22 protein-coding genes are annotated in these 21,783 nt (G+C 46.4%); 1 reads left to right on the top strand and 21 read right to left on the bottom strand.

The window, feature by feature from the left end; genetic code table 11:
• Positions 1-24: 24 nt before the first annotated feature.
• The 5 genes from Q1A54_RS12965 to Q1A54_RS12945 all read right to left on the bottom strand — a co-directional run bounded on the left by Q1A54_RS12965 (position 25) and on the right by Q1A54_RS12945 (position 3,662).
• Positions 25-1,374 (bottom strand): BT4734/BF3469 family protein, encoded by a 1,350-nt coding sequence (locus Q1A54_RS12965; protein ID WP_299988773.1) that lies wholly within the window; start codon positions 1,372-1,374, stop codon positions 25-27.
• A gap of 117 nt (positions 1,375-1,491) precedes the next feature.
• Positions 1,492-1,662, bottom strand: a complete 171-nt coding sequence (locus Q1A54_RS12960) for a hypothetical protein (RefSeq protein ID WP_299988770.1) — start codon at positions 1,660-1,662, stop codon at positions 1,492-1,494.
• A 332-nt stretch (positions 1,663-1,994) separates the two neighbouring features.
• Positions 1,995-2,540 (bottom strand): NUMOD4 domain-containing protein, encoded by a 546-nt coding sequence (locus Q1A54_RS12955; protein WP_299988767.1) that lies wholly within the window; start codon positions 2,538-2,540, stop codon positions 1,995-1,997.
• Positions 2,541-2,550: 10 nt separating this feature from the next.
• Positions 2,551-2,880 carry a hypothetical protein gene (locus Q1A54_RS12950; protein ID WP_299988765.1) on the bottom strand — a complete coding sequence of 110 codons (330 nt, stop codon included), beginning with the start codon at positions 2,878-2,880 and terminating at the stop codon, positions 2,551-2,553.
• 83 nt (positions 2,881-2,963) lie between these two features.
• Positions 2,964-3,662: a hypothetical protein gene (locus Q1A54_RS12945; protein ID WP_299988762.1), complete on the bottom strand. Its 699-nt coding sequence runs from the start codon at positions 3,660-3,662 to the stop codon at positions 2,964-2,966.
• Between the two features lie 339 nt (positions 3,663-4,001).
• On the opposite strand from Q1A54_RS12945, the gene Q1A54_RS12940 reads away from it, so the two are divergent.
• Positions 4,002-4,457 (top strand): lysozyme, encoded by a 456-nt coding sequence (locus Q1A54_RS12940; RefSeq protein ID WP_299988759.1) that lies wholly within the window; start codon positions 4,002-4,004, stop codon positions 4,455-4,457.
• Positions 4,458-4,544: 87 nt separating this feature from the next.
• Here the strand turns inward: Q1A54_RS12940 and Q1A54_RS12935 are convergent, their stop codons facing one another.
• The 16 genes from Q1A54_RS12935 to Q1A54_RS12860 all read right to left on the bottom strand — a co-directional run bounded on the left by Q1A54_RS12935 (position 4,545) and on the right by Q1A54_RS12860 (position 21,783).
• Entirely contained in the window at positions 4,545-5,009 is a 465-nt protein-coding gene (locus Q1A54_RS12935; protein ID WP_299988756.1) for a hypothetical protein, read from the bottom strand.
• Between the two features lie 176 nt (positions 5,010-5,185).
• The gene (locus Q1A54_RS12930) at positions 5,186-9,241 is read right to left on the bottom strand and encodes a tail fiber domain-containing protein (RefSeq protein WP_299988753.1); all 4,056 of its coding nucleotides are present in this window, start codon (positions 9,239-9,241) and stop codon (positions 5,186-5,188) included.
• On the bottom strand, positions 9,241-9,999 hold the full coding sequence (locus Q1A54_RS12925) for a hypothetical protein (RefSeq protein ID WP_299988751.1): 759 nt from the start codon (positions 9,997-9,999) through the stop codon (positions 9,241-9,243). The genes Q1A54_RS12930 and Q1A54_RS12925 overlap by 1 nt, the downstream gene beginning before the upstream one ends.
• A gap of 4 nt (positions 10,000-10,003) precedes the next feature.
• Positions 10,004-10,219 carry a hypothetical protein gene (locus Q1A54_RS12920; protein WP_299988748.1) on the bottom strand — a complete coding sequence of 72 codons (216 nt, stop codon included), beginning with the start codon at positions 10,217-10,219 and terminating at the stop codon, positions 10,004-10,006.
• On the bottom strand, positions 10,206-10,349 hold the full coding sequence (locus Q1A54_RS12915; protein WP_299988744.1) for a hypothetical protein: 144 nt from the start codon (positions 10,347-10,349) through the stop codon (positions 10,206-10,208). The genes Q1A54_RS12920 and Q1A54_RS12915 overlap by 14 nt, the downstream gene beginning before the upstream one ends.
• 116 nt (positions 10,350-10,465) lie before the next feature.
• Positions 10,466-10,972 carry a hypothetical protein gene (locus Q1A54_RS12910; RefSeq protein ID WP_299988741.1) on the bottom strand — a complete coding sequence of 169 codons (507 nt, stop codon included), beginning with the start codon at positions 10,970-10,972 and terminating at the stop codon, positions 10,466-10,468.
• Positions 10,973-10,991: 19 nt separating this feature from the next.
• Positions 10,992-11,483: a hypothetical protein gene (locus tag Q1A54_RS12905; protein ID WP_299988738.1), complete on the bottom strand. Its 492-nt coding sequence runs from the start codon at positions 11,481-11,483 to the stop codon at positions 10,992-10,994.
• A complete protein-coding gene (locus tag Q1A54_RS12900; protein WP_299988735.1) occupies positions 11,446-12,759 on the bottom strand; it encodes a hypothetical protein in 1,314 nt (437 codons plus the stop codon). The genes Q1A54_RS12905 and Q1A54_RS12900 overlap by 38 nt, the downstream gene beginning before the upstream one ends.
• A gap of 16 nt (positions 12,760-12,775) precedes the next feature.
• Positions 12,776-13,636: a hypothetical protein gene (locus Q1A54_RS12895; RefSeq protein ID WP_299988732.1), complete on the bottom strand. Its 861-nt coding sequence runs from the start codon at positions 13,634-13,636 to the stop codon at positions 12,776-12,778.
• A complete protein-coding gene (locus Q1A54_RS12890; RefSeq protein WP_299988729.1) occupies positions 13,633-13,902 on the bottom strand; it encodes a hypothetical protein in 270 nt (89 codons plus the stop codon). Before Q1A54_RS12890 ends, Q1A54_RS12895 begins: the two co-directional genes overlap by 4 nt.
• 95 nt (positions 13,903-13,997) lie before the next feature.
• Positions 13,998-14,510 (bottom strand): hypothetical protein, encoded by a 513-nt coding sequence (locus Q1A54_RS12885; protein WP_299988726.1) that lies wholly within the window; start codon positions 14,508-14,510, stop codon positions 13,998-14,000.
• Positions 14,511-14,595: 85 nt separating this feature from the next.
• Positions 14,596-15,366 (bottom strand): hypothetical protein, encoded by a 771-nt coding sequence (locus Q1A54_RS12880; protein ID WP_299988724.1) that lies wholly within the window; start codon positions 15,364-15,366, stop codon positions 14,596-14,598.
• A gap of 143 nt (positions 15,367-15,509) precedes the next feature.
• Positions 15,510-15,941 (bottom strand): hypothetical protein, encoded by a 432-nt coding sequence (locus tag Q1A54_RS12875; RefSeq protein WP_299988722.1) that lies wholly within the window; start codon positions 15,939-15,941, stop codon positions 15,510-15,512.
• Positions 15,942-16,054: 113 nt separating this feature from the next.
• Positions 16,055-16,624 carry an XkdF-like putative serine protease domain-containing protein gene (locus tag Q1A54_RS12870; RefSeq protein ID WP_299988719.1) on the bottom strand — a complete coding sequence of 190 codons (570 nt, stop codon included), beginning with the start codon at positions 16,622-16,624 and terminating at the stop codon, positions 16,055-16,057.
• Between the two features lie 26 nt (positions 16,625-16,650).
• Entirely contained in the window at positions 16,651-19,395 is a 2,745-nt protein-coding gene (locus Q1A54_RS12865) for a hypothetical protein (RefSeq protein WP_299988716.1), read from the bottom strand.
• 66 nt (positions 19,396-19,461) lie between these two features.
• A complete protein-coding gene (locus Q1A54_RS12860) occupies positions 19,462-21,783 on the bottom strand; it encodes a hypothetical protein (protein ID WP_299988713.1) in 2,322 nt (773 codons plus the stop codon).

Raw genomic sequence — 21,783 nt, 5'->3', positions numbered from 1 at the left:
ATTATTAAAAAGTTTCTGGTTTAATTAAGCTGCGAATAATTCGCTCATATCTATTGAGAGTGCTCCTGCAAGCAGGTCTTCCTTCTCTCTTATAATTGGAAGCTCGGTTATCACACCAGACTCCACCTCGATTTTCTTGAGTACAGGCTTTGTTACCGCTACTGTTTTTTCAGTCTTCATCGCCTTGTTAAGCTCGCCGATATACTCCTTGAACTTTGAGTAATGGCGCTTTACTGTTTTCTCTGACTTACCTATTCTCTCGGCGATAGCTTTGGCTGTTATCTTCTCTGTGCTGCCCCAGTCTTCGATGCAGTCATATATCTTTTGTGCAGTCTCGTCTCCTCTCAATTCGTTCAGTTTGGATGCCGCCACCGAGCGTCTTGTCTCACCGCACCAGCCGTTGTTAGGGTTGAAGATAATCTTGCGGGAGTGGTTACATTGTACTTCCAGGGTACCTTCCGCTTTATACTTCATAGCTGTTTTCAAAGCGTTCTTAACTGACTTCAGGTAGTTCTTGATACCTGCAGATTCTGCGATATTGCAGAGCCACACTTTAATTTGCTCCTCGCTGTGGTTAGGGTTCAGGTAAACTATTTTCAGCGCGTTGTAGAAGATGTAGTTATTCTGCTCGCCTTTCTTTACAGATTTCTTCAGCACAATCTTCACAGTACCTACTTTGTCTGGGAACAGTGTGTAGTCCTTGCCTTCATCGATGTAGTCCGTTGCATTGGATAGCCTAAGAGGTGTGAAAAGGGGACGTTCAGTGTCTATATGCTTCTTTTTTATATCTTCCTCTTCCTTATCCTTTTTTACCTTATTATCCTTTTTTATCTCTACTACATCTTCTGTTGCGGCAAACACCGGTGCGGCTTCATTGAAGTATAATTCAGGGTCGTATGAGCAGATGGTGTACTGTGTCGATTTCACAGCGTTCTTATCTATATAATCGGACAGGCCCAGCTTATCAGCAATGTTGCTAACTGTGGACTTAAGGTTCTGCTCTGTGAGACCGTCAACACGAACGAAAATAGACCAGCCTTTGCCACCGAAAGAGTTGTGCAGCATAAGTACTTTGCTTTTGTCCAGGATAGCTATATCAAAGCCGTCTGTATCGATGTCGAAGAACAAAAGGCCTGTAGCGCTGCGCAAATTTGCTTTCTCTTTCTTGCCGTTGAAAGTGAAGTTCATCGTGAAGCACTTGCGGTTGTTCTTTACAGACTTGTAGGCATCGGAGCCTTTACCGGCTGCTCTTGCTTTCAGTATCTGCTCGACTTCGTAGCCGTTCTTTACCAGGTCAATGTAATCTGTAAGCGTGGTATCGGTAGGTATGGCAGTACCTATTACTTTCTTGTAGGATTGGATAGTTGTGTTCATATAGACAGTTGTGTTTTGTGACGGTTACTGTTTTATAACTTAGGTGGTGAGTAAGCTGGCCGGCTCACTCACTCTTAGCACCCCAACCGTCAAGCAGGTGCCGTTATACCTTTTATTTTAGTCTTTGTAAGTGTTGTGGTAGTAGTCCAGGATGAACTCTATAAATCCACTCATCGAGTATGTTGTCTGGTGTTCTTTCTCCAGCCACTCCAGGGTTGTCTGGAGGTCGTCCTTTACTCCTTTGTGTACTGAGATTGTCGTGTAGTCTTGTTGATTCTTTCTAGGCATAAATGGCTCTGAATATTTTTTCTATACCTTATATAGTATAGGTTATACCCTCCCTTTCGCCCATTGTCCCAAATATTTTCACTTTTTGCTAAAATATTTTCTACCAAAAAAAAGGACGTTCAGTGTCTATATGCTTCTCTTTTATCCTGTCTTTTTCTTATCATTTATTTTCATTTATTATCCTTTTGTGCTACGCACTGGAAACAGTAGTCTACTACACTTCTACCCTTGCCTGGAACCCTGCTGGCCGAAGCACAGGCGCAGGCAAGGGTGAGCGTATGTAATTAGAACTAAATCAAACTAAAGATTGATTAGATACTGGAGAACTGGTTTTAAAAATTGACAGGATTATACCCTAACTCTATCAATGCATAATCATAAGCCAGAGCAGCCTCCATTTCACTTTTAAATCGACCTAGATACCTCGCACGGTAAGTATCAACAGACAGTCGCGCGAACCATCCCTGGCTATCTTTGGCTTTGCTAACACCCAAGAAATTTGAGGTTATTTCACTTCCTCTAGGTTTTCCTTTTAAAATAGTTTTAGATTCATTAGCTAAAATAATGTTTACTGGAGGCATCTCTCTCCAAACTAAATTACTTGCGCGGTTATCTAATTTATCTCCTGATAGATGCGACACCCTAGATAATTTTTTTGGATTTGACACAAAACTTTGTGCTACTAATTGAGCTAAAGTATAACCCTTATTAATTCCGTTTTTACACAAGCCAAGTACTAAATACCCATCCCTATTAATAGTAGGTTTTAATATTCTTTCCTTTTTTTTCAGGCTTTTGACTCTGCCAATATTCGACACTTGGTAATCACCATCATACCCAGGGATGTCTACCCATACTTCGTTTACAGTATTTTCCATTTGGCTAAACTTAGAGGAGGAAGAGTTCCTTGATATGCACCAAGTCCTCATCAGTCAACTTGTGTTTTACTATTGGTCTACGCAGATGAAAACTCTCAAAAGCGGTCCACTCAGTTGTAGTATGGTTCAACATTGCGAATTTCTTTAGAATCCTTTTGTTTGTTATTGGCTTACGTAAGTGGACTTTAGCTATTTCTAGTAAAAAGCCTAATCGTGCTCCAATTTCTTGCGCATCGTCCATACAGTCTTTATGATATTTTTCCAGCCAAATACAAGACTGTCTATGAGCAGAATAAGACAAATCTGTTAATTGTAATCTTTTTGGTGTTCTCTTCTTCATATAATTTAATTAATTTAATCTTGTTAATTGTTGATTGTTTAATCTTGAATACCGTGCCCAAAAAGTATAGCAGGATTGAAATACTAGGATCTCTCCACTTTTGGCTGTTCCTTTATTGGTTCAGGCTTGGTAAACACACCTGCTAATCCATCGGGGTGCTGCCACGCAAAAATGTCTTCCCATTCACAACTTTCTATACAGCCACATTTCCCTGTAATTTCTCTTTCATCACAGGCGCGGATGCCTTTTAATGGGTAGACTATGAGTTCTGGAGGTAAACCAGCATAGGCGTAATGCCCATATTTATTAAACCTTATGATTGCACAATATGAACCAGCATCGTCGTAATGCTCATATTTCCTATAGCTTACAATTGCACAATGTGGACCAAACTCACTTAGGTTTCTTTTACCAGAGTAATAAAGCGCAACACCGAATTTAGGGTCAGACTTCAACCTATAATTGGTCGAAAAAAAATCTTCATCTTCGCTTTCGTATATTTCACATTCATAGATTAAGTCTTCGCTATCTATTACAGATTTATCCGGCAGAATTATGTGAAAACCAGTCCCAGTATACACATACTCCAATTCCTCGAAGCAGTATGAAGTAATCTCCTCGTGGTATTGCTTTAATTCGGCTAACCCACCAAACAGAGTTTTCCTATGTTCTTCTGCTCTTTTGTAATCCTCCTCATTCTCTGTTAATACTTCTGTTGTTTCTAAATTTTCGTAATCCTGTTCAGTCATTGTTTCTACTTCTGTCGTTTCTAAATTCTCCATTTTTATTAAAGTTTAAGGGTTTATAATTCATTTTAAATCGGGCACGCTACGCGCATACTTTTACACATCAATCACTTACATCATTTCAAACAACTTTTTAACTATTTAAATTCTTTTAATGTAAAAGATTAACGACACAAAGGTATGGGAATCTGAACCATATATCCAATAGGTCCAATGTTAAGAAATTGTTAAGGAATCGGTTTTTGGTATTTGGAATTTACTTTTTACAAAACTGTTTTATCACTATCTCTCAACCTTAAATACCTCTCCCAAAGGCACATATATAGCTTAAGAGGGCCTGCCTGCTCACAAAAGAGCGAGGCCCGAGCTATGTAAATGAAAATTAACAAGGCAGGCTTGCAGCTCGTCAAAGAGTGCGAGGGTCTGAGATTGAAAGCCTATGTATGCCCAGCCGGGGTATGGACGATAGGCTACGGCAGCACACTTGGTGTGAGGGCCGGGATGGAAATCACAAGAGAAGAAGCAGAAGCATTACTTATTAGAGACCTCAAAATATTCGAGGACGGCGTTACCAAACTTACCAAGACGGTAAAGCTTAATTCCAACCAGTTTTCGGCGTTGGTGAGCTTCGCGTTCAATTTGGGTCTTACTGCTCTCAAAAACTCGACCTTAATGAAAAGAGTACTGGCTAATCCGTTCGATAAGGACATCGAAAATCAGCTGAAACGCTGGGTGTACGCAGGCGGCAAGATTTTACCAGGACTTATCAAGCGCAGGGATCTCGAATCTAAGCTCTATTTTACTCCTATGGAGACCAAAGCTACAAAGTAATACAAACTACTTACGAAGAGACCAGACGCGACACGGACCACCTAAACGACAAAAAAAGACCCTCAACGTTGAGGGTCTTTTTTTGTTTTACTGAATCATAAATCTGCTTGAGTTGTATGAGTTCATATAGTCAGTGTAATTCTGTGATGGATAGTAATACCCCCAAACGTGAGGTCTTGCCTGACCGTAGAGAGGGTCGTTCTGGTTATCCCACATAGCGTCATTATGACCGTTCATCCAAGCTGTGTTTGTGCCACCCGTTGAAGTTTTCTTAGGTACGAGAATGGTCTTTGAAACTGGTGAGTAGTATGCGTCTATACACTGGTCAAATGAGACAGAAACATTATAATCATAGGTTTGTCTATCTACCGTGAATTCAACCATTTCCTGTGTAGTTGAAGCAGGAATTTGTATGGCCCGTTGCTGAGGGTAGAACCCGTCATTCTTGTCAATGGTGTAGTAGACAGTACTTGGGAACTTGACACTCTTGTTCTTGTTGAAATAAACATACACGCTAAATTGGTTGGTTGTTGGTGCTTCCAGCGTAGACATCGTAACAGTAGGTGTAGCGTCATACCCTCTAAAATCACCCATATTGTGCGGCCTGTTCTTGTTGGGTAAATCAGAATTCAAGAAAAGAAACTCCAATGTGAGGTTAGATGGTGCTGAGGTGCGAAATAACTCATTGTAAATCGCACCCATTGTCAAGTTAGTCTGTGGTAGTGGCATTATCTACCTCCCTTCAGTTTTTCCACTTCAGCCTGAAGCCCTTCTATCAGCTTCTGCTGTTCCTGTACAGCTTTCGTCAGCATCACCACCATACGAGAATAGTCGAGTGCAAGGAATTCGCTCTCCTTTACAAGGTTAGGTTCAATCTGCTGCACTTCTTGGGCGATGAAGCCTATCTCGTCGTCGGACTCGATGTCGGTACGGTCATAGGTAACAGGCCGCAGCTGCATCACCTTCACCAGGCCACCCTCGTACGGCTTCACTTTAGTCTTCAGTCTTGCATCAGAGAAAGCAGTCACTTGACCTGATGCCCAGATGTCACCGTTAAATGTGGTAGAGCCAAACTGTCCGTCTACAAGTGAGTTCCCAGACCTAAGCGTAAAACCGTTCGCCAGTTTTACCGGGTTACCGGATGACTCACCAGACCGAACCGCTATCACAAAGTGTTCAGCGTGCAGGGCATTTGCAGTAGATTGGTTATACCGCATCACCCTGTAGGAAACAGCAGTATTGGAACCGGCTATCGTATGGAACGCTATCAAGGCAGTCCAGTCGTCAAGCGGTACACCCGCAGATGTCACCGTTACCGATGCAGCACCGTTCAGACCTTGAATGACTACACCTGAGTTCGGCATAGCAAAATCAATATAGCCGTTACCGCCGATAGACTTATCGACAGGTATTGCTATAAAGCGTTGTGTCCATTTCAAGTGAGAACCGTTCCAAGTCACCGTACCACCACCCGTGATACTATTCTGCGCGTGCCTGTACCTCGTCTCATTCAGGATGTCGGTAGAGGTCACATACTCTGGGTGCGTGTGTGTAGATGATGCATATTCAGGGTGCGTGTGGTTAAGTGGTGCGCCACCGATGTCAGCGAGTACAGATGTTTTCGCTATCATAGACACAGAAGCTGTTCCAGCACCCACTAAGTAAGTACCAGCGCCCAACGTAGAACGCCCCGTACCACCTCTCGCCACACTGAATGTCCCTGATGTGATGTCTGTTGCTGAGTGGGTGTGTGATGCCGCCGCAAACTGGGAAGTGTCAAGACCCAGAATATCAATCGCCTGGTGTGTATGTGCCACAGGGTTAAATTCCAATGGCTTGTCAGCTATATCACCCCAAGTGTGCGCGTGAGATGCTGGTGCAGCACCGATGTCGGTCAGTACCTGAGCAGGCGTTCTCATAGTCACGGCTGACGTGCCGTTACCTCTCATATATGAACCTGATGTCAACGTACTCATTCCTGTGCCACCACGAGCCACGCTGAACGAGCCAGATGTAATATCACCTGCTGAGTGCGTGTGACCGTTCATCGCGAAATCTGGCTTGATAGTAATGTCTTCCCACGTATGGGTATGGACTGTATTAGCTTTACCTAATAACTCAGTTGACAGGTTCGCTACCTCGGATATACTATGCGTATGTGTTGCGGCAGCAGCACCTATGTCGGTACGAACCTGCGCCGGTGTCACCTGTGCCAATGTCGTAGTAGCAGTAGCCTTGATGTAGTTACCTGCTGTATAGCTTGCCAGTCCTGTGCCTCCACGAGCGACTGAAAGCGTTCCAGTCGAAATATCGGCAGCGCTATGACTGTGAGCAGATGGTGCAAACGTAGTTGGTTTGCTGAGAATCTCTGACCAGCTATGTGCGTGGCCGTTCAAGGCAAAATCCGGTTTGATGGTAATGTCCTCCCAGGAGTGGGTATGGACAGCAGGAGCCAGACCGGCAAGAGTAGTACTCAGGTTTGCAACATCATCTATGGCGTGGGTATGAGTGGCAGGGGCAGCACCGATGGCCGTTAATACCTGCGCCGGTGTCGCTTGTGTCATCGCTCCCGTACCGTTACCTCGAAGGAAGTTGCCCGTCGTAATAGTAGCCAAACCGGTCCCACCCCTGGCTACAGTTAGAGTACCTGAGGTAATGTCTGCCGCGGAGTGGTTGTGTGACGCAGGAGTGAATGTAGTAGGCTTGCTAGTAATCTCCCCCCAGCTATGGCTGTGCCCGTTCATCGCAAAGTCTGGTTTGATGGTGATGTCATCCCAGGTATGTGTGTGTATCGTGTTCGCTTTGTTCAGCAGTTCAGTTGACAAATTCGCTATGTCAGAAATACTGTGCGTGTGCACATTAGGTGCGAACGTACTGCTTGCCCAGCTTTCGGAAGCAAACGTCTCCCAGGCTTTCCATCCTCTGTTACTATGAAGGCCTACCCGCCACATCGGTTTACCGTCATTGTACCCGGCGACGTCAGAATAAGGAGTCAGAATCTGGAACTGCCCGCCGTCTTCAGAGGTGGTGTAAGAACCGAAACTCATAAGCTTACCATAGGTGATAGGGTAGCCATTAGTGTCTCTTACAAAGCCGTGTTTGAAGCCTGTCCCGAAAGAACGCGGTGTTGCTGTTGCCGTACCTATTGTGTAAGCGGACAAAGGCACTATCTCCGTGTGCGTGTGCGTGCTTGGTGTGAAAGTAGTCGGTTTCGATGTAATGTCATTCCAGCTATGAGTGTGTCCGTTCACTGAGAAATCTGGCTTCAGGGTAATATCATCCCAAGTATGTGTATGAACACTATCCGCTTTGTTCAGTAGCTCTGTACTGAGGTTAGCCACGTCCGCAATGGCGTGACTGTGTGAGGCAGATGCAGCACCGATTGCTGTCAGCACCTGCGCTGGTGTAGCCTGCGTGAATGCTCCTGTACCGTTTCCACGAAGGAAGTTCCCTGCAGTAACAGTCGATAGACCGGTACCGCCTTTACCTACAGCTATCACGCCTGATATGTCGGCTGACGTATGGGTATGCCCATTCATAGCGAAGTCCGGCTTCGGGTTGATGTCCTCCCAAGAGTGTGTATGTACAGAGCTGGCTTTATTCAGTAATTCGGCTGACAGGTTCGCTACGTCCGAAATACTGTGGCTGTGCACTGCCGCCGCTTTACCGTTCAGCGTTGTCTGGAGGTCCGTTACATCAGCGATTGAATGGGTATGAACAGAAGGCGCGAATGTAGTAGGTTTCAGCGTAATTTCAGACCAGCTATGGCTGTGTCCGTTCATCGCGAAATCTGGCTTGATGGTAATGTCTTCCCACGTATGGGTATGGACTGTATTAGCTTTACCGGCAAGTTCAGTGCTCAGGGTAGCTACCTCGCTGATCGCGTGGGTATGTGTAGCCGCTGCTGCACCTATGGTCGCACGTACCTGAGCAGGCGTTTCCTGCGTGAAAGCGCCTGTACCATTCCCGCGAAGGAAGTTACCGGTAGTCACCGTGGCCAAGCCTGTTCCACCTCTCGCAACCGTTAAAGTACCGGATGTGATGTCAGTAGCAGAGTGGCTGTGAGCACTCGGAGTGAATGCAGTTGGCTTCAGCGTAATCTCTGACCAGCTATGACTGTGCCCGTTCATCGCGAAATCCGGCTTAAGAGTAATATCGTCCCAAGTATGTGTATGTAGTGTACTTGCTTTTCCTGCAAGTTCGCTCGCCAGATTCGGAATGTCGTTGATACTGTGGGTATGCGTAGTTGATGCAGCACCGATGATGGTAAGCACCTCAGCAGGCGTCTTGGCCACCATCGCAGCGGTGCCGTTGCCTATCAGGAAACTGTTGATTGCAAGCGTAGTTACGCCAGTACCGCCTCGTGTAACGACTAAAGTACCGGAAGTAAGGTCTGCAGCAGAATGGCTGTGTGCTGACGGTGCGAAAGTGGTGGGTTTTGAAGTAATCTCTGTCCACGCGTGGCTGTGCGCACTCGGGGTGAAAGTGGTCGGCTTAGAAGTAATCTCTGACCAGGTGTGCTCGTGTACGGACGGCGTAAAAGTAACCGGTTTGTTAAGGATACTCTCCCAGGTAGAGGTGCTGCCGGTACCGTAGGCAATCCAGCTGTCAAGACCCGCGCTCAGGTAATAAGGCTTGCCCTCAGTAGTGTCGAAAACAGGCATACCGGCATACTTCAGCGGACTGTTCAGGTAGGCTTCCCTCTGTGCGGTCGTCATCCTGAAGTCAGCGTCTATACTGTCTGCATATTGTCTTTTGAATCGTAAAGCGAAATCTAATGCCATTAGATGGTGATGGTGTATTTTTGTGCCGCTGAGAATGGTACAGCGGGTGTGTAGCGGTAAACTTTGTAACCGACAGCTGTAAAGCCGTTAGCACCTTCCACATTTACCAAGGTCTTGGTGAATACTTCCTTCACGTCAAAATTCGTCTCAACGTGTCGTACAGTCGTCACATCGCGAAGTGTATCCGGGTAGGCGAATTCAACAGATGTTGCGCCTGCCGGTATGTCTATTGTAAAAGAGCTTCCGTTAGCAGGATTCAGCAGCTTACCAGTGAATGCTCGGATATTGGCAGATGTAGTAACTGTACCGTTCACGCCGTAAAAAGCGTTTCTTCTGCCTGTTATGGTCACTGTATTTGAGGTGAAACTGCCAGCCGGTAGTGATGCGCCTGCACCATAGCTGAATGTCGCCTGGTAACTGAAAGCGGTGTTACCGATGGTGGCTTTTTCGTTGTAGGTCTGCAGCGCGGTGGCGTTGATGACAGCTACTGAATTTCTTCTCAGAACAAAACCGGTCAAATCACCTCCATCGTTCTTGTTGAAAGCAGCCGTGATGTTGTGGTTCAGGACAGTACCTATCTCAATGTTAGAGATACTAGAAGAGATGGAGCCTGTCGGGTCTGCTACCTTGTTCAGTATGCGTTCCAGGATGTCCGCCAGCGGAGTGCCTTTCACTATCACATCGCCGTCTTTCAGGTTGCCGACCGTTACCCCTTTTACCGTGATGTCCTTGTCGTTGGTGAGTCTGGTCTGTTTCAAGTGGTTACGCTTCCAGTTTTTTCTTCAGGTAAGCCAGAAGTGACTTCCTGATTTCTTCCGGATCCAGCATTATGTGTGCTATGCCAACGATCACTAGGAATGGTACCAGCAACTCAGGAGCTGGCATCTTTTCGTATGCGATTGCGAAACCGGTGGCGACCAGAACGACTATACCTACCAGGGTGCTCTTCCAGTCTTTAATATTCTTATTTAAGCTCATTTCTGATTTTCTGGTAGGTCTCCAGCTCCGTCAGTTTTATCAGCACCTGCTGTAGAATGTCTTTCATCTCCTTCATTTCCTTCGCAATTTCTTTGCGGTCGGTAATGATACTTTCTATGTCTTTTTGCATTGTATCGACTCTACCTTTCAATCTCACTACATCTTCCTTTTGCTGATACCAAGCATACATTAGCGGAAATACTATCGCTGTTAATGCCCATTGCGCAACCTGTATAAAATCCATTATTAGCCTCCTATCCAGTACTTTCTATCTTCAATGAACACAACGGGCGAATGTGAAGCCGTAATTGTTGGCTTCTTCTCAGTCATTTCATTTGTGAAGTATTGCGGAAAATCCGCTTTGTTCTTCTCCAGGTAAGCAAGGATATTCGACTTCATTTGCTCTGCTTTGGAATACACCTCGTTGCGCTTGATTTTCACGACATCGATGGAAGCCGCTCCTGCGTCCTCCTGATTGCCTTTGTTGGTAATCTCGAACAGGTTGAACATCAGTTCGTGCTGTACCATCAGAGCGAAGTATACCTTGATTTTCTCATACAGCTCCGCCTGCTTAACTGTCAGCGGTGTGTTGTTCTTCAGGTGATCGATGTAGAGGTCGTAAAGCGGAATAGACAACAGGTCCTGGATGTAGAAGTCCGTGACGTTCTGGAAGGCTATCTTGATGTCGGTAGCCTCTTTGTGCAGGCTGACGTTTACCCTGCTTTTTAAGTACTGCTCTGTGATTAGAAACATTTAGTTTTTTTGTTTTCTTTTAGCCCGTAGGTTGATTATTGATGTTAAAGTCCGCGAAGTCCGAAACGAATTTCCCTCTCTCGAAGGACCAGACTCCGGTTATCATCACCACCAGTCCGGGTCTGAAGCTTCTCCAGGTGCCATTGATGGCCTGGCCTACGTTCTTCGTGTAGCGTCCTGAGGCATCCCGTATAGCTGTGTTCTTGTTTCCGGGAGTACTTCTGCCAGTATCAAAATACCGGATCGTCCTGGTTGACTTATTTCTTCTTGCTGGCTTTTTGCTTGTCGGTATCAGGTCTAAGTTTCGGGTGCCGTATCGGATACTTGTCTGCTGCCCTGCCCTGCCGAGTTTTTTGTTCTCTTCGTTGTCAGCGTACACATAGACAAACCTTACCCAGGTAACTCTTGACCAGTAGTAGAAGTCGTCTATGGCAGCCAGTTCGAAACGGAGCTTTTCAGGCTCCGTCATTGACTTATATTTCTGTATCTTCTGGTGTATCTGTCGGTACATTTTCGTCTTCCTCAGGGTCTTCTATGTCACCATTGCCGTCCTTCAGACTATCAAGTATATCCTCAGGTGTGTAGCCCTGTTCAGAAAGCCATACTTCCGGCTTCAGGAAGTCCATCTTCCAGACAGGTACTTCGGTGTTAGTCATCATCGCAGAAGATGTTATGTCCAGTTCGAAATCAGCAAACCCATTAAAGTTGAGAACCCTTGAAAGGAAAGTGATAAAAGGTTTTTGGAGCTGTCGGATTACGGTATTATAATAAATCTCAAGCGAGTCTCGGTACAGTTTACCGTCGCTTCCTAATGAACTTCCGTCTGGTGTTACGCCTGCTACAATCGGGTTGCCTCTGTGCGCTGTAGAAATCTCAGCTACATATACATCCCGTCTGGTAACCACCTTATCTGAATTGTCAGTCGAGTTGAGCGGCGTGAGCGTTACAGCGTCAACATCCTCTGAGATTGTAGTCATCAATTTGGAAGCGTTCTCAGAACCTGTAAAACTTGACGTAATCTTTGTAATGAATTCAGCCTTCTGCTCGTCGGTCATATTCGCCTTGATGTTCAATAGACCCGAGCCGAAGAAACCGTTCAGAACGTCGTTCAGGGCGAACTTGCCTACTTCATAAGCCATCTCGATGTAAGTCAGCGCGCTGGCATAGCTTATCACAGGATAGAAAGGATTGCCCGCTGTACGTTTGTGGTAGAAGTATAGCTGGGTTGTCTCTTTTACTTTGTTAGGGTTGAACTTCTCAAAGTATACCGGCTGGTTCATCGGTAAATTAGACCAGTCTGCACTTACCCAATATCCCTGCACATTACCCAGCTCGTCCAGGTTCTTGTCCACCCTTACTTTGGATGAATCCAGGTAGTCCAGGGCGACAATTTTGTTCTTAAGCTTGTTGTAGCGAACTACTACCGCAAAAGTCTCCAGTGGTGCCAGGTCGTTTGCCACAAGCTCAAGCAGTTCATCTGCCGTGTTGCCTTCCTCATTAATATTCTCTAGGAATGAAGCGATGTTATCTGAATAAGTAAGGCCCTCAGATAAAATCAGTTCCGCTCTTTTATTCAAAAAACTCTGGTGTACCGTTGAAGCCGGAATTAGCTTTATCAGGTAGTCCGGCCAAAGGTTTCTGTTGCCGTAGTCTACCCAGGGATTAGGGCTGTACTTAAGCTGCGTAAGGTTGATGGTTGGCATCTTCACCTCAGCCAGCTTGATATTGTAAACACCAGGCCCGGATTTAGCAGCAGGAACAGGTGTTTTTGTTATTCTCTTTTTCAATTCATTTTGAAAGGTTTTAAGCCACAAAAGCAGTGGTGCTCCAGGTTCCTCCCTGGAAGACGAAGGTTAGCGAACCATAATCTGAGTTGATTTCCGCCTGAGTGGAACCGTCGATGAAATAGATAGCCGATTTAATGACTACCGGCGCAACGCTGGCATTGTAGGCTGCTATGAAAATATGCTGCTGGCCCTCATAAGGACTTTCAGGCAGTAGTACCGTTTTAGCTGATGTTATTTTCAGGTAATGGTCTGTGTTCTGCACCTGGTAGAAGTCGGTCGTCACGTTGATAGTGTTGTAGACGTTGCCAATCTGGCTACCACCCGACCCACTGGATACAGGTTGCAAATTGATAGGCGAAGGCGTTGAAGTGGTTTCTGACATATTGAGTTGAATCGTTGACATAAACTCGTAAGAAACCTCCTCCACGCCTGCCAGCTGCTTTGTGCCCATCTTGACGCTGTAACCACCCTCATCCGAGATAGCCTCGTAGGTCGTTATAAGACCCTGACCGAAGCCTAGCAGCCAGTAGCGGTAATTCTCATCCTCTACGATGGCAGCGAGCTCAGAATTGACCATACTGTCCAGCAGGTGCTTGGTATCGGCTTTGATGCCGGATATGCCGAAGCTGACCTCTACGTTGTATACAGTGCCGTTCTTACCTGATTCTGGCTTCACATTGTAGGCAAGCGATTCCAGCTCCTCAAAGGCACTGAATCTGCGGTCTCCGCTTACGGTATTGATGGTCTGCACCTGCCTGTTTCTGAAAGTATAGCCTACCAGGTTTTTGGACGGCATAAAGAAAATGCGCCTGCAACCTGCCATATTGAAAGTACTGGCGTTGACAAAGCTGGCGTTTAGTTTATTGGTATAGATCATTCGATAATGAAGGCGCTCTCACGGTAGATTGTATCGCCGTTCTCGTCCAGTACAAGCAGCGTATTCTGTCCGGCTATAGCAGACAGGTTAATGTCACGCACTTCTATTTTGAATGCGTTGAACAACTCAAAAACATCGAAGGAAAGCTCCCGCTCGAAGTCAGAGAATGAATTCTTAAGTATGATGTGGTAAGCGGATTCTATCTGAGGTAGATGCGTCTTGTAGATCAGGAACTGCATCGGCTGTCCTTGTTTGAATGTTATCATCAATTTATATATGTCCCTGGCTGGGTTTTATTTTGTGTAAAAAAAAACCACTGCGCGATCGGCAGTGGTTTTAAACAGGTATTGTTTAGGTAGGATTAAACTGTCGCAGTAACGTTTATAAGCGCGTCTAATGCTGTGTCCGTCATCGTCACGTTTGAGCCGTAACCAAGATTTTTCGCAGTCAAAGTGAAGCTTAGTGTAGCGTCGTCCTCAGTAGAGTTTGCAGTAGCGGCAGTACAACGAAGACCATTAGTCTGGCCTAGTACAACCCACTTACCGTTGCTCTTCTTAACCAAAGCCACATACTGACGGCCAAGTATTACAGAATGAGCTTTTGCGATTTCGTCGCTCTCCACGCGGAAGTTCAGGGTCTGTGTAATGTATTTTGCGCTTGCGCTTGAAGTAAGTTCCTGTGTATAGTTTGCGGAATCCTCAGTGAAGAAAATCTCTTGGAATTTAGCGCCAGTAGTTACAGCGATGGCTGTCACGTTGTCGCCGCCAGTGTAACCTGTAATCTTGCTTTTCTCAATAAGGGCAAGACGGTTTATACCAGGGATACCAAACGCATCAGCAGAAACACCACCGAAAGTTGAATTTAAATATGACATTGTTTTTGTTCGGTTGATTTATGGTGAAGGAGGGGCAGTTAACCCCTCTTCATTATTTCAATTCTTTAGATGTTATTAATGAAAATTAAACGTAAAGAATTTTCTGTGCAGGTATCACGATAGCCTTGTCTCTGGTGTAAACTGACTTGTAGAAAAGGATGTCGCTGTAGTTGTTTACTTTGTTAATTTCGATAGTAGCCTCGTCGTTCAGAACGTCAGTTGCGAAAACAACCTCAGTCTTGTTACCAGCGAACATTGCGTCTTTCGCAAGCGGAACGAACAACATATCAACACCAAGGAATTTAACAGAGTCACCGTTAACAACGAATCTGTCTTTGTAGTCGTCGTGTAGGTTTGCAAGTACGATCAAGTCCTTGATAGCCTCGTCAGCGTATATTACAGCGTTACCTGTAGCTCTTACCTGAGAAGGGATTGCTTTCCATACTTTCTCAACTTCGTTCAAGATGTTAGAAACTGTAAGACCGCCTTCAGCTTTCGCTATTTTATTACCAGCAGGTACTACGTCGCCAGCAAGTGCCATAATATCATTCCAGAAAGCAACCTCGATAGAACGGGCCATTTGCGGGATCAATACGTCAAGCATTTTGTTTTCGAACTCAGTGATGTTCAGGTTACGAGCACCAGCACCCATCTTAGAGTCGCCGAATCTTGAGAAACGAAGTGTCTCAGGGTCTACAGTAGTGAAGAACATTTTCTTGATAGGGCGAACCTTCTCGTCGAAAATGCTAACGCTGCCTTTAGAAGCCTCGATAGGGTCGAACATAGAAGAGTAATCCTGTTCAGCGATGTTAGCTGCGAAAGTAGTCACAAGAGTCTCAGTCTTTACGTTCGGCATAATGTGAACGTAGTTATTAGCAAAAGTCTTAGCGGTAGCTAGCGTCTCAGAGAAAATTTGGTGGTAGTGGTCACCTTGGAATAGGTTAGGGTTGTAAGTAATAGCCATTTTAAGTTTGTTTGTTGGATTGTTTTGTAGGGTGATTAGAACCCTTTTTTAACCGATGCCAGGAATCTCTCGGCTGGTGTTTGTGCGGCAGGAGTCACGGATAGTGTCACTTTTTTGTCTGCTGGTTCGCTCTCGATTTTTGAAAGCTTGGTCTTCAACTCTTCGTTCTCGGTCTTAGACAGTTCCAGGTCAGACTGGATAGCGGTAACTGTTTCCCTTAGGCTTTCGATAGTCGCTTTAAGGGCTTCCATATCGTCTTCGGCCTGCAGTTTTACTTCATCCTCTTCAGTCTCTTTTTCAGAATCTTCAGATGGTTTTTCTTCGTCGGATGGCGCTTCTTCAGACTTCGGGTCTTCTTCCTCCTCGTCTTCTTTAGCCAACTCAACTTCAGGTTTTACCTCTTCCGGTTCCATACCAAGAGCAACTGCGAGCTTGTTGAAAATTGCTAGTAGTCTTTCTTTTTTCATAATGTATGTGCGTGTTCTTCATTTTATATATGTCGAAAACCCGTTCTATTTTTTCCGGCAGGGGCACAAAAAAGCCCGTATCGATACGGGCTTTTTCTCTCGTTTATTCTGTGTTATTCTGACTCTAATTCTCTCACCAGTTCCTCTAATAGTGACTCAACCGCATCCGTTTCCTGCGCCTGAAGTCTAATCTGCTCCGATACAAAAGAACCCTCCAAGCTGAAACCGTTACGCTTGCTTACCTCTGCCCATACATTAGCGTCCGGAAAGTGGTAGGAAGCCATCAGGGTGCCTGCTTTAAGTCCTTCGAATCCTAACGCTTTGGATTTGTCTTTGTCACTGTCAAGGATTATCCAGGATTCCAACAGATAGCCTTCAATAATGTCGTTACCTGAGTGGTCCAGGTTGCTTAGTTTGGTCACGCCGTTCTTCATAAACTTTGCGTGAATCTTCTCGATGTCCTCAGCTGTGAAGGTGATGTAGAATTCTTGCTCCCCGTTTTTGCGGTAGATGAGCTGGTCGGGCTGAAGTACCGGTCCTGTGACAACCTGCTTCTGTTTGTCGGAAGCAAGTTTTATTATTTCTACTTCCTCGCTCAGTTTGACGAAGTTGACTTCAATAGCAGGTCTGTCTACTACTGAAATCAACTCTATGCCTGTCTCGTCGAGTTCATCGATTTTCATTCTGTATACTGGTAAATCCTTGTTCATTATTTAAGGGCTGTTTCTTTGATGCTGGTTACCCTGGCATTGACTTCGGCTACTTCGGTAGCTACGGTATAGATTGGTTTGTTCAGATTCGCGTTCAGCATTGCGTTCATCGCGTCCAGTCTGGCTACAAGCTCCGCGTTAGGGTTCACTGAGTCCGCCATAGCAGCGGCTACAGAGCCGCCTTCAGCGTAGCCTCTTGTTCTTTGTGCTTCCAGTGAACTGATAAGGGATTTGTTCTGCTTGACCATCCACTGTGGTATAACATACTCGCCTTTGTGCACGATGCCAGCTTCCTGGTACTTGCCGCCGTCACCAGTGTACCCCCCTTCAGCGAAGCCCTTTGTAGCACTTTTGATAGTAGCCAAACTGCCTACGGTAGCAGCTGTCATAGCCAATAGAATGGCGATGTTGTCCCAACCTACTTTACCCTGTGCAGCTGCTTTGGAGATTGCTTTGGCTGCTTCTATACCTGCTAACGTGGATTCCACTGCGACCATACCGGCCTGAATAGCGGCCAGCTTCTGCTGTGTCTGTGTTTGCTTCTGAAGCGCTCTGTCTTTCTCCTCTTCCAGGCGAATTTTCTCCTGTTCGGCTTTCTTGATCCGGGCATCCTCCTGCTTGCGCTGCATTGCCAGTTCTGTCTCTTTCTTGCGCTCCTGCTCTAACTGCCTGATGATACGCTCCCGCTCGTCGCCCCTTGCTTTCAGTAAAGAGTTTTCAAGCCCGTTGATATTGGATTGCACCGTGTTGGCTTCTGCGTCTATCTCAGATAGTCTGTTGTTTGCCTCAGAGAGGAAGTCGTCCAGCTCAGTTAGTCTCGCATCCAGCATCGATACGGCGGCCCTGGTCACATTATTAGAGATATTGCTTACGGTAGTCGCTATTTCAGAATAGGCATTCTTATACAGCTCCTTTGTCTTCTCCATTGCAGCCAGGTCGCTGTCACGTACCTCTTTGCGTTTTTCCCGGATACCGTCTTCCAAGGCGATAACTGCATCAGCACTGGCTTTCTCCAGCTGCTCTTTCTTCAGTAGGTATTCCTGTTCCAGTGCAAGCAGTTCCTTGTCAGAAAGCTGTTTATTCTGTTTTGCCTTCTCATACTTCTGCTTTTCGGCCTCCAGTTCGGTGTTATAGTAGCCTATGGTGGCAGCTATTTTCCTGTCGCTGGTCTGGATAAAGGCATCCAGGGTAGTTTCATCCAGTCGGATGCTGTCGGCAGCCAGTTTCTGGCGCTGGCGCTGCAGTTCCTCCAATTTGGTGGCAGCGGTTTCCTGTTTCTTGTTGTACTCGTCATCCAGCGCTTTCAGGCGTTTTTTCTCGCCCTCCTCCACTTTGCTGGCCTGAGATTTCAGCTTAGCTATAAGCTTCTGGTTAGCCAGGGATTTATCGCTGTTATCAATCTCTTGTAGCTGCAGGGCTACAAGTTCTTTCTGCGCTTTGTAATTTTCCTGAATAAGTGTGCGCTTCTCCTGGTAGGTCTTCTCGTCACTTGAAATCAGTTCTTCGTTCGCTGAAATAAGCTCCTCTATCGCCTCCTTTTGGGTGGAGATAAGTATCTTCAGCTGTTCGCGTCTGAAAGCGGATATTTCCTTGCCGTCTGCAATCTCGTCACGCTGCATCTCAGCTCGTATGGCACTGATTTTATCCAGAGCCATTCTTTCCGCCTGGATGTCCTTTCTACTTGAATCGGACAATGCGTTACGGCCTTTTATTAGCTTGTACTCAGCGCTTGCCAGCTTGATTCTGTTCGCGAAAAGACCGTCTTCTGCAGCATTGGCTTTCTTGAATGCAGCTTCCCGCTCTTTCTCATTTCGGGTAGAATCCTTGTAGATGTCTTCGTAGTACTGCTTCTGCCTCTCCAGCTTGGCGTTAGACAGTTCGATGCTATGGGAAAGCTTCTCGAACTCTTTCTCCATCTTATTGATTTTCTGCGCGTCCTCCCCGGCCTGATTAAGTTCCTGACCAAGGGCTTTCATTTTTTCAGTTGCATTCTCAACACCTAGGGAAAGCATACCGAAACCGTCCGCTACGCCTTTCATATCCCATTTCGCAAGGGAAGTGAATATCTTGAATAAGCCGCCCGCTCTTGTCTTTACCTGTTCGATGATGGCATCCAACAGCACCATCGGGTCGTTGAGCACCTTCTCGATGAAGTCTGCGAACTCCTTGCCCATTCGGGACATTACATTCACCAGACCAGTGAAGATGCCGCTCAGGTAGGACATCTTGTGAGATAGCCTGTCGGATCCTTCCTGTGTCTTCGTGAAGTAGGCTACTAATGATGCTATACCTGTCAGTAATGCTAAGATGGGAATAGCCAGAAATGCCATTCTCAGTGACATCAGCGCTTTTGTACCCTTACCTCCTAACAGTTCGATTGACCGTGTCAGGAAATTATTCTGGATGCCCATCTGAGCAAAACCCTGTTCCAGTAAACCTACTGAGTCGGATGTACCTGTAACGGTCTCGGTCAGTTTACCGAAGCCATCGCGTACACCGGATACGATGCCCTTTACCTTATCCAGTTTGGTGCGGTTGAAGGACTCCACTTTACTGCGGGCTACGTCCAGCTGCGTACTGGTCTTAGCTATCTCCTTCTGAATCTTTCTGAACTCTTCGGAACCCTGTTCGGCTTTGGAGAATTCGGTGTGAAGTTGGCCCAGTCGGTCGGTCAGCTCCTTTACTTCCTTGTTGGCCTGGTTAAAGCCCTCTATGTCAAATTTGATTTTCTTGTTAGTTGCCATTAAGGTGGGAACCGGTGGGACATTTGCACCCCACCCGATTTATATATGTCCCTTTCCAGGGGGTATTTAGCTGGACACCATCTTGTAAAGTTTTACTTTCGCGGTGTTGCCAGTAGGGTCGTAGCTTTTGACACTCTCTAGTAGGTACAGATCGTCTTCGATACAGAGTATGTTACGCCCGTTCAGCCTGTTGTAAAGCAGCGGGTCCATTTTGATGGTACCCTCGGTGAAGTTGGACCAGTCTGTTATCGCCAGGTCATTCTGGTAGAGCTTCTGGAACATCGATTTAGAGCCGGTGTTTGCAAGCGATGTGACATCCAGTTTACCTGCGTTGTGCGCGTCCGCAATGAAAAGCGGGTTCTCGCTCTGGTATACAGTGGTACCTGTAAAGTCATTGACAAAGAATTCCCTGGTCGGCAGGTTGGTCTGCACCTCGTAGGCGGGCTGTTCCTTGATGTTGAAGAATACCAGCCTCGGCATTGGTTTCGCAGTACTGACAGTCCGTAGTCTCAGGTAATAGTTACTGTTGGTGTCCGAGATGACATAGCTTCCTGTTGTAAGCGGGTTAGGTCCCATATAGAGAGCCAGTTTAGGCTTGTAACCGAAGTTGGAGCTGGCGCTGTAGTCCTCCAGTACAGACATATCGGTGATGTCCGTGGCCGGTATGGCAGCTGGCAGCAGGTCGTAGGCTTCCTGAAAATCCAGCATATTCTGCCCGTACTTCTTCAGCTTCACTGCTAGGAATCCGAGCGGTGCGAAAGGCAGCTCGTACGCTTCCTCCGGCGTGTCCCCGTTCACCGTATCCATATAGTCCGTCCGGGCAAGCAGGTAGTCCGATTCATCAGTTGACCACTTGAAATAAGTTTCGGCTATTTCACCCTCTGATAGCGGTGTTTCCTCAAAACTATCTAGGTTCAGCCTGTTGGAGATGTCCAGTATGTTGGCCTTGCTCTGCTCGAAGAACTCATCCCGGCTGAACAGCGAAACCATCTTATTCCCCTCGTCAATCTGGTAATAGAGGTTGAACAGCTTGAAAAGTGCGTTTACGAAATCAAGCTGGCTCATCTCAGGCAGAAAACGGGCCGGGTTCAGCTGCTGGTGTCCGTCGATATGGGTGATGCTGAGCCAAGTGTGCGCGTTCACGGCGTGGAGTAACAACCCATCTGTATTCAGGGTGTTTCTGATAAAGATGTATACCTGTACCCGGTATTGTCTCCCTGCTACCAGCCTTACCGTGAAGTTGGAGCGTATGCCATCGCCGTCAGGTTCGTTGTTCGTGTTCAGCGTGTCAAAATCCTTGATGCTGTCGAAGTTGATGCTGTTGTAATTCTGGTATTTGTAGGAGCCGTCTGCGTACTTATCGTTGCCTATCTCCCGGAACACCAGGAACTGCTTGGCCGCTATCGCTGTACCGGCTGTATCCGTCACCGGAATCTGTGACTTCAATCGGAAAGTGTAGTTGGAAGTGTAGTTACAGGTGTAGACCCCGTCCTCTCCCATACAATAAGCTGTATCGCCGGATTTTGCATAGTCAATGATGTTCGGGTCAAATACGTTTCGGATGTCCCTGAACTCTGGTTCCGCTACGTAAAGCTTGTAGTCCTGTGCCTCCACATCCGGTACCATCGGTCCGTTGATTGACTTGCTCCGGTGGTAGTGACCGAATACGCTCAGGATATTGAGCCTGGCGTAGTTGTAGGCAGTCTCGTCACCGTTGTCGGTATAAAACATCAGCAGCCTGTTGAAGGCATCGCTGGACAACACTGAGCCGTTCAGGGTGTATCCCTGGTCTGCAAAGATATTTTTGAAAACGGCAGCCGTAAAGTGGCTTACTCCGAAGTGGTCGAAGCGCAGTGACTGTGGTGTACCGTCGATGTAACCACCCGACATATACTTCAGCCTGGCAAATGAATCCAGGACAAAAGGGAAAGCTACCTCTGAATTGTTAGCAGTCAAATCCCGGTCCATATTCTCCCAGACAGTATAATCGCCCAGGTAGTCAATCGGAGTGAAAGACTTGATGTCGCGCAGCATCAACTTCTCTTCAACAATATCAGAGATGCGTCCGCCTTTAGAGCCGGTGATAAACCCCTCGAAATACCCTTTGGTGAGCTTGTTCAGTATGAAATAGCCCGACAGAATCAATTCGCCGTTGCAGTAAACCTCGCAGTCGTATTGCTTGCGGAATTTGCCGATAACTGCCCTGTCCTGTTGGTAGTGGAAAATACCCTTATTCTTCAGAGTATCCGGGAATTTGATGGTGTAGGAGTATGTGCCAGTTTTTTTCAAAGGGTTGCGGAATTCGCTTACCACCTTATCCAGCACCACTTTCAGCGCCTCGCCCAGGTCAGTCTGCTGGCCGTTGATGTAAATCTCTAAATGATTCAA

Origin of the sequence: uncultured Pontibacter sp. (assembly GCF_947502515.1) — a bacterium.
GTDB lineage: Bacteria > Bacteroidota > Bacteroidia > Cytophagales > Hymenobacteraceae > Pontibacter.
Note: the sequence above shows the minus strand (reverse complement) of the source record. Positions and strands in the feature narration are given on the sequence as shown.